The sequence below is a fragment of the Leptolyngbya sp. 'hensonii' genome, assembly GCF_001939115.1.
Lineage (GTDB): Bacteria > Cyanobacteriota > Cyanobacteriia.
Genome location: NZ_MQTZ01000041.1, coordinates 212,803 through 226,200, shown reverse-complemented (window position 1 = coordinate 226,200; position 13,398 = coordinate 212,803). Strand labels below are relative to the sequence as shown.

The following is a 13,398-nucleotide window of genomic DNA, read 5'->3' as shown; positions in this document are numbered from 1 at the left end:
AGGATTTTCATGTCAGGATTCTTTCTATGGGGCACTTTATTTAATTCTCATTCCGAAGAGGAGCAGCGATGCTTCAGCAATTGTCGGATGAGGGACTCTAGCTGTTTCAGTTTCACCGGTTTGGTCAGGTAGTCGTTTGCCCCTGCATCCAGGCACTTTTCCCGATCGCCCGGCATGGCCAATGCTGTCAGCGCAATGATCGGAACCGTGACTAACTGATGCTGGGTCCGGATCTGGTAAATTGCTTCCAGCCCATCCAGATTGGGCATCTGGATATCCATCAGAATCAGATCGGGGGTGTGCCTGGTTGCCAGATCGATCGCGGCCTGCCCATCATGGGCCAGAATGAGCTGATAGCCGCGAGCTTTCAAATAACCAGAGATGGTTTCAATATTGGCCCGATTGTCCTCCGCCAGTAAAATGACTGGGGCGGCTGCTATCGCTTCAGGAATTCCAAGAGAGGTGTCTCCTGCCCGATCGAGGTCAGATGGATCCGTTTCGACCAATCCTGGGGCTGCGATCGGGGGATCTGACAGGGACAATCTGCTACTCTGCTGGGGCAAATACACCGTAAAGCAACTGCCCTGTTTGACCTTACTCTTAACCGTAACCCAGCCCCCATGGAGCTCGACAATTTGCTTGACCAGGGTCAATCCCAGGCCAGTCCCTGCATACTGTCGGCTCAGACTACTATCAATCTGGACAAAGGGTTGAAAAAGATTACCCAAGTCCTCAGGTGCGATGCCAATTCCCGTATCAATCACAGAAAATAGAATCCAGAAGCCAGGAGCCAGAACCTCCTGATCATCCTGCCCTGTCTCTGGTGTGTTAATTCCGGTCCTTTCCATGGTGTGAAGGCTTCTGACTTCTAGGGTCACCTGCCCTCCGGCTGGGGTAAACTTAACTGCATTGTTCAATAGATTGAGCAAGACCTGGCGCATGCGTCGTTCATCCACCGCAATATCTCCCAGATTAGGCTGGAAGTTTATCTGCAGTTGAATATTTTTCTGCAAAGCCTGTTGTTTGATGAAGACCAGACTGGATTCGCAGAGCAGGTTTACAGAAACCGAGGCAATTTCCAGTTCGAGTTTACCCGCTTCAATTTTTGAAACTTCCAGGATGTCATTAATTAACTCCAGTAGATGCCGACCACTACTTTCAATCGTCGAAATCGCTCGAAGCTGACGTTGATTGAGTGGCCCAAAAATCTCTTCCTGTAACCCTTCTGACATGCCCAGGATGGCATTGAGCGGAGTGCGAAGTTCATGACTCATATTGGCCAGGAACTCATCTTTGAGGCGTGTAGCTCGGGAGAGTTCTGCATTGGCCAGGGTTAAGCGCTCGTTGGCCTGCTGAATCTGGATTTCAGCCTGTTTACGCTCGGTGATGTCATAGTTAATCCCGATCATGCGGAGGGGGTTACCACCGGCATCCCGCTGAATCAAGGCATGGGCCTGAATGAAGCGGATGGAGCCGTCCCCATGGATCACCCGAAACTCCAGGTTGTATTCGCGCAATCCCCGGCGGGCCTGTTCAGAGATGGTTTCAGCAGCAGCCGGGTCATCCGGATGAATTGCTTGGAGCCAAGCCAGATAGGCATTGCCAAAGTCCGAGCGCTGAACGCCATAGAGTTCATACATCCGGTCATCCCAGAACACCTGATCACGCACAATATCCCACTCCCAGATGCCAATCTGACCAGCATGAATCGCCAGTTCCAGTCGATCGGACAGGTTACGGAGTTGGACTTCGCTGGCTCTCAGGGCCGCCGTCCGTTCTTCCACCCTGGCTTCAAGTTCCCGGTTAAGCTCCTGCAAAGCGATTTCGGCCTGCTTTCTCTGGGTGATATCCCGCACCATAAACAGGGCTTCATCGTCCGCACTTTTAATCACCCTGAGTTCCTCATACTGCACTCGATCGCCCACCTGGAGTTGCTGTTCGTAAATTTGTAGTTCTCCAGTCTCTAATGTCTGCCGTAAAAAGTGCAGTTGGCGTTCTGCTGCTTCTGCTGGTAGTAACTCTGAGATATGCTGGCCGCTGACATCCACCTCAGGCGGAACCACATCCAGGGCGCGATAGCTCGTCACCCGACCCCGATGTCGGCCATCCGCTCCCAACCGAAACATGAAATCGGGAATGGCCTCCAGAATGGCATGACTCTGAGCCTCACTCTGACGCAAGGCCATTTCAGCCCGTTGGCGATCGGTGACATCTCGGATAATCACCAGAGCTTCCTCTGTACCGTTGGGGACAACCCGGATCTCTTCGTAGCGCAGTTCCCCCCCAATCTCGATCTCCTGTTCATAAATCTGGAGGGTTTGCGTCTCTAATGCCCGGTGAACATGGTCAAGCCTCTGGTTTGCCAGGTCCAACGGCAGAACATCAAAGATGGTACTGGCTTGCTGACTTTCGTCGGGATAGAGCACTTTGACGGTGCCCCCAGAGGAAATACTTAAATGACGCCCATCCGGTGACAATCGGACCAGTAAATCTGGGATGGCTTCCAGGATGGCCCGATTGATGGCTTCGCTCTGTTTTAAGGCTGCTTCGGCCTGGCGTTTTTCGGCCAATTCAACCTGGCTCTGCTCATAGGCGATCGCCCGTTGAATTGCGATCGCCAGATGAACGGCAATCCCATCCAGCAGGGTCAGGTCCGTCTGCTGCCAGCAATAGAAATCCCTACAGTGATGTCCAATCAATAAGCCCCACAGGTTTCCAGAGACCAGAATCGGCACGACCAGATTTGCTTTCACCTGGTACTGTGCCAGCAGTTGCAGGTAGCAGTCGGGATAGTTTGCTTTGTAGATGTTGTCGATCGTAATTTTCTGTCCTGTCCCGTAAAGGGGAGCCGCATTTTCCTGAAAGCAGGGGTCTTCAATCCGATCGTGGAGGGAGGGCCTCCAGCCATCCCCCACAGACTCAGCTACGGCAATGCCGCTCCAATCGGATTCAAACTGGTAGACCAGCACCCGATCACACTGTAAGTAGGACCGTACCGCCGTCACTGTCGTATTCAGGACATCCGATAAATCCAGGGAAGCCAGGATCTGGGTGGCGATTGCAGCCAGCAGGCGTTCTCGCTCGGCCTGGGTCTGCAGTTTTACCGTGCGTTCCTGAATCTGTTGCTCCAACTCTGTGTTGCGGGCCTGCAAGAGAGCCAAATTCTCAGCTTCCAGTTGGGTGACCTTTTGTTCTAAGGTTTCGACCAGTTGATACATTTCCTGGGGATTCAAGGCACTCAGGAGACTGGTCTGGGTGACAATGCCGAGCAAGTGCCCCCGGGCATCCGTCACGACCACCCGATTAATCCGCCGTTCCTGCATCAAGGACCGGATCAACCACAGCGAGGTCTGGGGGGGAACGGCACAAACGGGTGTACTCATCACCGTGGAGGCATGAACCTGGTTAAAGTCCAGCTCCAGCGCCAGGAACTGCACAATATCCCGTTCCGTAATAATGCCGATCGGAGACACAGATGGTGGTTCACCGGGCTCGATTTGCTCGGTCACAATCACCACAGAACTGACCTGATGTTCCGCCATCAGCCGGGTGATCTCAATCAATGGTGTCTCTGGCTGTGTTTGAACCACCTGGGAGGTCATCACCTCTGAGGCCAGCCGCAGGTGCAACAGATCAACCGGGCGCAATAGTTGTCGCAACCCATCATGGGTGAGCAACCCCAGCACCTGACCCTGTCCATCCACCACCGGGAGATGGCGAATCCGGTAGCGCTGGAAGATCTGTAGCGGCACAAACAAATCCGTGAGGTCAGTCTCTTGCAGGGTCAGGACGGGATGGGTCATCACCGTCGTGATCTGGACCTCCGCTGGGGGGCGGCCTGAGGTGCACAACCGGATCACGTCCCGTTCTGTAAAAATACCAACCAGTTGCCCTGCTTCAACAACCAGCACACAACTGGTTTGGGATTTGGCCAAGAGGAGTTGATCCGCCGAGTCAACGGCACAACTATAGGAGCAGGTCGTTCCTCCCACACTCATCAGAGCGATCGCATCTGCAACGGTGGCATTGGTCCCGATCAGAAGCGGGTCACGGACGATCGCAGTAGCAAAATCAATCGCTGTAAAAATCCCTGAGGTCATTGATCAGACGGATGACCAAGACAGGTAAGGGTTTGCCCCAAATCACTAGCCCTGGAAAATTTTAAATTTAGATTGCAACCTAAGGTTAAACAGAATCGCGTTCAACCGGCTCAGTCTCAGTATCAAGACATAACTAAATGCTACATGGGACATGGAATCTTGGGAGTAAACGGCTATTTTCTTAATATCCATACCCGAAAAGTAATTTCAGTCCAGAACAATCGATAGGGGGTTTCCCTCGGCTAGCTTACCCTGGTTTTTTCGTTAGACTTCCAGATTTCGTATTGCAAAATACATTCCCCCTTGGGGCCACCGCCTAATCTTGCGACATAATTCCGCGCAATTCTAGTCAAACATCAGCCAATGAAAACACATTATTCTGTTGTAATTGTGGGGGGTGGTCAGGCAGGGCTATCCATGAGCTATTGCTTACAAGAGAAAGGGGTGGAGCACATTGTTCTGGAGAAATATCGGATTGCCTTTGAATGGCAGACCCGACGATGGGATTCCTTCTGTCTGGTCACCCCTAACTGGCAATGCCAGTTACCCGGCTATCCCTATCCCGGCGATGATCCCCATGGCTTTATGCAAAGGGATGAAATCGTGCAATACATTGAGTCCTATGCTGCTCGATTTAATCTTCCAGTACAGGAAGAGACAGCAGTTCTCAGTGTTCGCCAGCATGAGGCGCAATCTGGTTTTGAGTTGATCACGTCTCAGGGAACTTATACGGCTGATCAGGTGGTGATTGCAACGGGGGGCTATCATCGGCCCAGAATTCCCAGGATGGCAGAGCGATTGCCGGAATCGATCGAGCAACTCCACTCCTCAGCTTACAAAAATCCTGCCGTACTCCCAGACAAAGCCGTGCTGGTTGTGGGGACGGGACAATCCGGCTGTCAGATTGCCGAAGATTTGCATCTGGCTGGGAAGCAAGTGCATCTCTGCGTGGGGGGAGCCCCCCGATCGCCCCGCCAGTATCGGGGCAAAGACGTGGTGGATTGGCTCGATCAAATGGGCTACTACGATTTATCGATCGAGGACCACCCCCAAAAAGAAAAGGTCAGAACCCATACCAACCACTATCTGACAGGTCGGGATGGGGGCCGGGAAATTAACTTGCGGCAGTTTGCCCTGGAGGGAATGCAATTGCATGGCAAGTTGAAGCAAATCAAGGGCAATCAACTCGAATTTTGGGACGACTTGAAGCAGAATTTAGATCAGGCTGATGCAGTGGCAGAAAGCATTAAAAAAAGCATTGACACCTTCATTGAAACCCAACAGATTGAAGCCCCAATCGAAGCGCCGTATCAGCCGGTTTGGGAACCACCAGACCCCTTACCCCATCTGGATTACGAGCAGGCTGATATTGGCACCGTGATCTGGTGTACTGGCTTTCAGTCTGACTTTGGCTGGATTCAGGTGCCGGTCTTTGATGGTAAAGGATATCCTGGTCATGAACGGGGGGTGACCGCCGTGCGGGGATTCTACTTCCTGGGCCTGCCCTGGTTATATACCTGGGGCTCTGGGCGGTTTTCTGGCGTTGCCAGGGATGCCCAGTATCTGGCGGATTACATCGTTGCCCGCAGGAAGATGACCGCCTCCAGTGCCTGGAGTGTCGTGGATGAGTTCTTGTTGGGATCGTAACCTGTTGAAATCGATAGGGGTGGGAAGGAAAAATCCACAGATGCTGACATGGCCGATCGTCCCACCTGCTCTTATGGGTAGACCTGCTGCTTTCGTAATCCGCAATACAAAAGCACCGCTGCTGTAGCCCTACGCTGGCAGCATTCTTTGGAGGAAACACCCATGCCTGAAGTAACCACGCCCGCCCATCAGACTGGCGATTTCTTTGTGGATTACGAAGAGAAAGTTTTTCCCGATGTCAAAGCTGAACCCGGCGAGAAGGCACTGGTCACTTTCCACACTGTTGCCTTTGAAGGCTCGATCGGGTTTGTGAATTTGCTCCAGGCCCTGCGGCTACTCCGCAAAGGCTTTGAAACCTCTGTGTTGCTCTATGGACCGGGAGTGACCTTAGGGGTGCAGCGGGGCTTTCCTAAGCTGGGGGATACAGCCTTTCCTGGGCACCAAAACTTTAATGACCAGATCGGCAAATTTATGGCCGAAGGGGGCAAGGTCTATGCCTGCCGCTTTGCCCTGCAGGCCCTCTATGGCCATGGTGAACCTTCCTTGATTCCCGGTATCCGTCCGATCAATCCGCTGGATGTGCTGGATCTGATTCTGCTGCATCGCAAGGATAACGCCTTCATTCTGGATACCTGGACGCTTTAACTGGACAGTTTTAACTGGATCCTTTAGCGGGACCCTTACTATGGATGACTCACGTACAGTTCGGGCAGCAGCAGTCCAGATCAGCCCGGTCCTGTTCAGTCGGGAAGGCACCACCGAAAAGGTGATCCAGGCGATCGCCCAGGCGGCCCAAGCCGGAGCCCAACTGGTGGTCTTTCCCGAAACCTTCATTCCCTACTATCCCTATTTCTCGTTTGTGCAACCGCCCGTGTTGATGGGCAAGGAGCACATGCGGCTGTACGAAGAGGCGGTTGAGGTGCCAGGGCCAGTAACAGCGGCGATCGCCCAGGCCGCCCGCACCCACAGCATCGTCGTTGTCCTGGGGGTGAATGAGCGGGATCACGGATCGCTGTACAACACTCAGATCCTCTTTGATGCCGACGGCTCCCTGCTACTAAAACGGCGCAAGATCACGCCGACTTACCATGAGCGCATGGTTTGGGGTCAGGGAGATGGGGCGGGTCTGACGGTACTGGATACGGCGGTGGGGAGAGTCGGTGCCCTGGCCTGCTGGGAGCATTACAATCCCTTAGCTCGATTTGCCCTGATGGCCCAGCATGAGCAGATTCACTGTGCCCAATTCCCTGGTTCCCTGGTGGGCCAGATCTTCACCGACCAGATTGAAGTCACCATCCGCCATCATGCCCTGGAGGCCGGTTGTTTTGTCGTCAACGCCACCGGATGGCTGAGTCCGGATCAGGTGGCCCAGATTACCCCCGATGAGACGCTGCAAAAGGTTCTGAGCGGGGGCTGTTACACGGCCATCATCGGTCCAGAGGGAATACCCCTGTGCCCCCCGATTACGGCAGGAGAAGGGATGGCGATCGCGGATTTAGACTTCGCCCTGATTACCAAACGCAAACGCATGATGGATTGCGTCGGGCACTACTCCCGGCCCGATTTACTGCAATTGCAGATCACTACCAGCCCCTGGTCAGTGGTAAGCCCATCCCCTGCCTCAAATTCCCTCCACCTATCTCCGCCAGAACACAACGGACAGATCCATGAACAAGCAACAGTTAATTACCCAGATTCAGTCCCAGGGGCTGCGACTGGTTGAGCAGGACATCGGGGCAGCCGGTCGCAAAGGCGGAGCAGGGCCGTCCGATCACAAGGCCGTCACCATCGACGGCACAACGGTGATGGTACCCATCTACACCGGCAGCGCCGCCCGATCGCCCTATCGCGTTCAGTTAGACGCAGGCTCAAACCGGGCCATGCTCCATCGGGGAGGGGAGGCAATCGCCCCCGTCAGCTTTCCCTCCCAGCCCCGGTTTTACAGTCTCAGCACCGCCGAAGGCATTCCCTATTGGAAAATTGCCCTGCTGCACAGTCAGGATGTGCTGGCCACGACCGTGCTCCAGACTTGTATGCGGTATCGAGACTCTGCTACCGTTTGCCAGTTCTGTGCGATCGAAAAATCCCTGGAGGCCGATCGCACGATCGCCCGCAAAACCCCAGACCAACTGGCGGAGGTGGCTGAAGCTGCCATGCGCCTGGATGGGGTGAAGCACCTGGTTATGACCACCGGCACTCCCCACACCCGCGATCGGGGAGCCGCCTACCTGACCGAATGTGCCCAGGCTGTAAAGCAGCGGGTCAACTTGCCGATTCAGGCCCAGTGCGAACCCCCCGATGATTTTATCTGGTTCGATCGGCTGCGAACCGCTGGTGTGGATAGTTTAGGCATGCACCTGGAGGCGATCACCCCAGCAGTACGGGCAAAGATTATGCCAGGGAAAGCGGAAGTGCCCCTGGACTATTACTTTCAAGCCTTTGAAACTGCTGTCAAAGTCTTTGGTTGGGGTCAGGTGAGCACCTATCTCCTGGCCGGATTGGGGGATAGCCTGGACGCCCTGGTCGAGGGCTGCGATCGGCTGATCCAGTTGGGGGTTTATCCTTTTGTCGTCCCCTTTGTTCCCATCTCCCACACCCCCCTGGCCCACCATCCAGCCCCCAGCAGTGACTTCATGGTTGCGGTCTATCAGGCTGTAGGCACCCTGCTGCGGCAAGCCGGGATGTCTTCTACCGCGATTAAAGCCGGATGCGCCAAATGCGGAGCCTGTTCTGCCTTGTCCACCTTTGAATAGCCAGGAATTGAATTGTGTCTTTGAATGAAGGGTCGGATTCGCCCTATCTGTTTAAGCTGGCCCGATCGACCGCAGAAATTGACGCTTACTTCGATCTGCGGCAACTCATTTTCTGTCAGGAACAACAACTATTTGAAACCGGGGATGAGGATGGATTCGATGCGATCGCCTATCCCATTATCGCCATGGCCCGCGAGAGTCATCAGGTCGTGGGGGTGGTTCGCATTTATGAGCCTGAACCGGGACTCTGGTATGGCGGGCGTCTGGGCACCCATCCCAGTTACCGCAAGGGCTGGCAGATTGGCAAAGGATTGATTGAAAAAGCTGTGACAACCGCCAATACCTGGGGCTGTCGCCAGTTTCTGGCGACGGTGCAACAGCAAAATGTTAGGTTCTTCCAGCGGCTGCACTGGCGATCGATGCAGGAGCTGACGATCTGCGATCGGCCCCATCACTTGATGGAAGCGGATTTGAACTACTATCCCCCTGGGGACGAACTACGGCCATCCCTGAACCTGATCAAAGCTTCCTAGGACTTATGCTAGATGCATTAGCAGCCCAACTCCACCGATCACTGGGCCTGCTCCACAAGCAAGATATTCAGCTCATTGCGAAACACCTGCCCAATTCTCCCTCCCCCTTTCCGCCTGGTGATGATTGTGCCGTTATTCCAGATGGGGAGGGATACCTGCTCCTGGCTGCCGAGGGGATGATGCCTTTCCTGGTAGAGCGGGAACCCTGGTTTGCGGGCTGGTGCGCTGTCATGGTCAATGTCAGTGATATCTATGCCATGGGGGGACGACCGATCGCGGTCGTGGATACACTCTGGAGTTCCTCTCCAGACCAGAGTCAGCGCCTGCTGGAGGGGATGCAGGCTGCCGCCCATACCTATCAGGTGCCGATCGTTGGGGGACATACGAACGGGCACAGCCCCTACAATGCTCTTTCAGTAGCCATCCTGGGACGAGCCACCCACCTGCTCACCAGTTTTGCGGCCCAACCGGGCGATCGGCTGCTGATGGCGATCGACCTGCGGGGGAAAATGCATCCCCAATACCCCTTCTGGAACGCAGCCACCAACGCCGATCCGGTGCGCCTGCGGGCCGACCTGGCCCTCCTGCCTCACCTGGCAGAAGCCCAGTGGTGTCGGGCGGGCAAAGACATCAGCAACGGAGGGACGATCGGCACCCTGCTGATGTTACTGGAAACCTCCGGTTGTGGGGCCATTCTCAATCTGGATAGGATTCCCATTCCCCCCGACGTAGCGCTAGAGCAATGGTTGGTCTGCTTTCCCAGCTATGGCTTCCTGCTCAGCGTCCCTGCCGAGCATGGGGCGGCGGTGAAAACCCTCTTTGCCGATCGCCACCTGGTCTGTGCCGACATTGGTGAAATCACGGCCTCATCCCAACTGCTCCTCCACCATCAGGAGGCCTCGATCGTGTTCTGGGATCTGTCCGAGCACCCGTTGACCGGTTTCTCTCCACCGCCTGGGATAAAGGACAGTCCGTGCATTTAAGAGGTTTCTCTCCTCCCTGGCAGAACTCTTTTAAAAAAGCAGATCAAACTGTTGGATAGCATTCTATTTGCTTTAGAACTGGGTGATAGGCTAACGATGACAAAACGATCGTTGCTGTAAGCTCATTCCCTATGAACGCGAATCATGCTCTTGAAAAGCTCATGGCTGGCAACCAGCGCTATGTCGCTGGTCAACTGGTGCATCATCATCAATCTAGCAAACGAATACGAGCAATTGCCACCGGACAACACCCCTTTGCCATCATCTTAGGCTGTGCTGATTCTCGTGTGCCACCAGAGATTATCTTTGATCAGGGCTTGGGCGATCTGTTTGTGATTCGGGTAGCAGGAAACATTCTAGATGATGCGATTTTGGGTAGCATTGAATATGCAGTAAAGGAGTTGGGCACATCACTGGTCCTGGTGTTAGGACACGAACGATGTGGTGCAGTAGCAGCAACTGTTAAACATGCAGAAGTTTTGGGCCACATTAGCATTCTGCTCAATGCAATCCAACCAGCAGTAGACAGAGTCAAACATGAACCGGGCGATCTGCTCGATAATGCTGTACGGGCAAATATTAAGCTGGTGGTGGAACAGTTGAAATCTTCTCTGCCCGTTGCTGAGTTAATTCAGCAGAACAGAGTAAAAATTGTCGGAGCCCAATATAACCTTGATCGTGGTGCCGTTGAAATGATTACCTGAGACAGCTTGGCTAGCCTGAATTCAGAGCAATTCAGACACGGAAGTGGCTCTAGTGAAGTATACTGCGCTGACTCATCAGCATTTACCCTTTCGATTTTGGATAGAGCCATCCGGCAAATAGCCTGGTCATCCGTGGCATGACAACATAGGTTGTCAGCGACAGCATCACCAGCGTTACAATCAAACCACGCAGCCATGCTGGTAGCGGGTTAAGCAGTGGCTGTAGCACCAGGTTGAGGAGATTAATCAACGGGAAGATCGCCAGGAAACTGACCGTTAGCATCTTATAACGAGGCGGGGGCACGATCGCCCCTTGAGTGGAAAGGGTAAACCACGTCTCCAGTCCCGTCAGTTTTTGCCACTTGCTAGAACCAACAGTAAAGCGCTTGGTCCGCTCCAGTAACTGGCGGCGAATGGGAGCGTCTTCCCAGCGGCTTAAATGACTCAAGTGGTCAAACTTAAAAACAATGCGATATTCTGGGTTGCTGTGATTGGTCAGACGAAAAATGTTGACGCCTAAATGTCCATCAAATCCTTGAGCGGCTTCTATCAGTTCGCTCAAAACTTGCTCAAATTCAGTCTCGCAACCAGGCTTTACCTGTTGAATAATATCAACCGTTACAGGTGGGTCCTCTGCTTGATTCAACGCATGCATCCGTAGAAATCCTCACGGTAAAGGGCAAAAGGGATATTGGGCAGGTTGCACCCCATCCTTATCCAGATAGCCTGATCAGATCAGCGGCAACCCTGCAGCACCCACTTCAAGTCGGATAACTTTTGCAGATTCAAGTCCTGTGGGTAAGGGTAGAGACATGCCCCCATTCGTCACCACATAGAGACTCATCTGGTCTGGCTCTGTACGACCAAATGCCAGGGCTGTAGTTCCTGCCATGCCTTGTTCTGCCTGTGCGATCGTGGTGACTGTACCATCAGGCGTAACCTTAACCACACTGTTGTAAATGTGAGTGGTGCCGTATAAAGTCCCGTTGCAATCAAATGCAAAGTCGTCAATGTTAACTTGATTGGTAAAAATTGTGGGTTCGCCCGGTTGAGCATCGTCCAGAATTGGAATCCGAACAATGTGCTGCTTTTCAGTATTCGAGGCATACAGCACATGACTGAAGATTTTGAGGCCATTGACAGCAGGGATTTCTCGATCGGGCGCTGTTCGGGCTAAGAGCGGATGTTCCAGCCAAATGCGAATGCTGGCTTGGGCGGCATCTAGCTCCCAAATTGCCCCTCGATAGGAGTCTGCAATCACATAGCGATTCCCTGTGAGATAGGTGAGTCCATTGAAGAACAGGGCCTCTGGTACGGTAAGCAGGGTTTCTACTACCCCCTGGGAGGAAACTTTAAAAATTGTAGAAATCCCATCTTCATTCCAACCCGTCAGTAGGAGATCCCCATCGGAGAGAAACGCTAAACCGGTCGCTTTACCTGAGATCACTGCATGGGTGACTGGGGTTTGATCGGGACCGATGCGGATAATGTGGCCTGCAAAGTGGTTGGCGATGAATAACGTATTGTCAGGGGCGATCGCAATACTTTCTAGGAACGTATTGACTGGAAATTCTGCGATGATCTGACTCGGCGCTAACTCAATGGGAGTGGTTTCAAAGATAGGAGGTAATCCGGTTGGAGTAGACATCGCGATCGTTCCTCTATGATTTACAGCAGTTTTCCAATGAATGCATCCTGGAGCTTCCAGCCCCTTTTTCGATCATGCATTTCACCCGGTGACTTAGTACCCGACAGCGCATAGAGCCTAACATAGGGATCTCTTTAGTTACCAAATGGATACCAATGCAGGAAATGCTTGAGCTAAGTAGGAAGGCGGAATTATTTGTAAGATGCATTTCGACTCCGCTTAATGCTCAAAATCTTTTCTGGAGGAGAGTTGAGCGTAGCCGAAACCCAGCATTTAGTTTACTTTAATTTCACCCAACTACTTATGAAGTATGGTTGCCCAGTTGAAGTGACTCTGAAGCGCATGGGGGGAAAGTGGAAAAGTGTAATTCTCTGGTGGCTACGACAAAATCCGAAGAGCTTTGGAGAATTGAAACACCTGATCCCTGGGATTTCGTCCAAGGTTTTAACGCAGCAGTTACGGGAATTAGAAGAAGATGGTCTGGTGCATCGAGAAAACTATCGGGAAGTTCCTCGACGGGTCGAGTACAGCATTACCCCCTTCGGAGCAACGCTCAGGCCCATTGTTGAGCTGATGTGCGAATGGGGAAAAAATCAAATGCCTGAATTTCGCTTTGGGTTACTGGACTTGACCGGCTTGCGTGTTCTGGTTATGAGTCCTGAAATGGATGATTTTTTGCGTTCAGAACTGGAATCTCGCGGGGTGCAAGTTGCGATCGCGACCTCCATCAGCAGGGCATTAACCGATTTCGACCAGATACAGCCCCAGGCCCTGGTGATTGATACCGAACTGCCAGATAACCAGGCTTACACCCTGATTCGTCACATCAAAGCGCTTGAGCCAGCCCCAGCCCAGAAAATTGCGACGATCGCCCTTACCCCGGCTACAAGGTTTGGCGATCGCAGGCAGGCTCTGCGCTCTGGTTTCCAGGTTTGCCTGACCAAGCCTGTGGACACAGCAGAATTGGCGGCATCCCTGGCTAGCTTAGTGGGGTTCCTTAACGGGTAGGCAACTGCACTGATAAATCCTA

At 53.2% G+C, this 13,398-nt stretch carries 11 protein-coding genes; 8 read left to right on the top strand and 3 right to left on the bottom strand.

Going from position 1 to position 13,398, the window contains the following annotated elements; all coding sequences use genetic code 11:
• Positions 1-47: 47 nt before the first annotated feature.
• Positions 48-4,100: a CBS domain-containing protein gene (locus tag BST81_RS12945; RefSeq protein ID WP_075598915.1), complete on the bottom strand. Its 4,053-nt coding sequence runs from the start codon at positions 4,098-4,100 to the stop codon at positions 48-50.
• 363 nt (positions 4,101-4,463) lie between these two features.
• On the opposite strand from BST81_RS12945, the gene BST81_RS12940 reads away from it, so the two are divergent.
• The 7 genes from BST81_RS12940 (at position 4,464) to BST81_RS12910 (ending at position 10,720) form a co-directional block, all read left to right on the top strand.
• Entirely contained in the window at positions 4,464-5,747 is a 1,284-nt protein-coding gene (locus tag BST81_RS12940; protein WP_075598914.1) for an MSMEG_0569 family flavin-dependent oxidoreductase, read from the top strand.
• Between the two features lie 162 nt (positions 5,748-5,909).
• Entirely contained in the window at positions 5,910-6,392 is a 483-nt protein-coding gene (locus BST81_RS12935) for an MSMEG_0572/Sll0783 family nitrogen starvation response protein (RefSeq protein WP_075598913.1), read from the top strand.
• 40 nt (positions 6,393-6,432) lie between these two features.
• Complete coding sequence (locus BST81_RS12930) at positions 6,433-7,470, top strand: Nit6803 family nitrilase (protein WP_083636837.1); 1,038 nt, start codon at positions 6,433-6,435, stop codon at positions 7,468-7,470.
• Complete coding sequence (locus BST81_RS12925; protein WP_075598912.1) at positions 7,415-8,500, top strand: MSMEG_0568 family radical SAM protein; 1,086 nt, start codon at positions 7,415-7,417, stop codon at positions 8,498-8,500. Before BST81_RS12930 ends, BST81_RS12925 begins: the two co-directional genes overlap by 56 nt.
• A gap of 14 nt (positions 8,501-8,514) precedes the next feature.
• A complete protein-coding gene (locus BST81_RS12920) occupies positions 8,515-9,033 on the top strand; it encodes an MSMEG_0567/Sll0786 family nitrogen starvation N-acetyltransferase (RefSeq protein WP_075598911.1) in 519 nt (172 codons plus the stop codon).
• A 5-nt stretch (positions 9,034-9,038) separates the two neighbouring features.
• A complete protein-coding gene (locus tag BST81_RS12915; RefSeq protein ID WP_075598910.1) occupies positions 9,039-10,016 on the top strand; it encodes a sll0787 family AIR synthase-like protein in 978 nt (325 codons plus the stop codon).
• Positions 10,017-10,147: 131 nt separating this feature from the next.
• Complete coding sequence (locus BST81_RS12910) at positions 10,148-10,720, top strand: carbonic anhydrase (protein ID WP_083636836.1); 573 nt, start codon at positions 10,148-10,150, stop codon at positions 10,718-10,720.
• Positions 10,721-10,802: 82 nt separating this feature from the next.
• Here the strand turns inward: BST81_RS12910 and BST81_RS12905 are convergent, their stop codons facing one another.
• The gene (locus BST81_RS12905; protein ID WP_075598908.1) at positions 10,803-11,375 is read right to left on the bottom strand and encodes an antibiotic biosynthesis monooxygenase; all 573 of its coding nucleotides are present in this window, start codon (positions 11,373-11,375) and stop codon (positions 10,803-10,805) included.
• A 75-nt stretch (positions 11,376-11,450) separates the two neighbouring features.
• Positions 11,451-12,368 (bottom strand): gluconolactonase, encoded by a 918-nt coding sequence (locus tag BST81_RS12900; protein WP_075598907.1) that lies wholly within the window; start codon positions 12,366-12,368, stop codon positions 11,451-11,453.
• 249 nt (positions 12,369-12,617) lie between these two features.
• On the opposite strand from BST81_RS12900, the gene BST81_RS29135 reads away from it, so the two are divergent.
• Positions 12,618-13,376, top strand: coding sequence for a winged helix-turn-helix transcriptional regulator (locus tag BST81_RS29135; protein WP_171974749.1), 759 nt, complete (start codon positions 12,618-12,620; stop codon positions 13,374-13,376).
• Positions 13,377-13,398 lie beyond the last annotated feature (22 nt).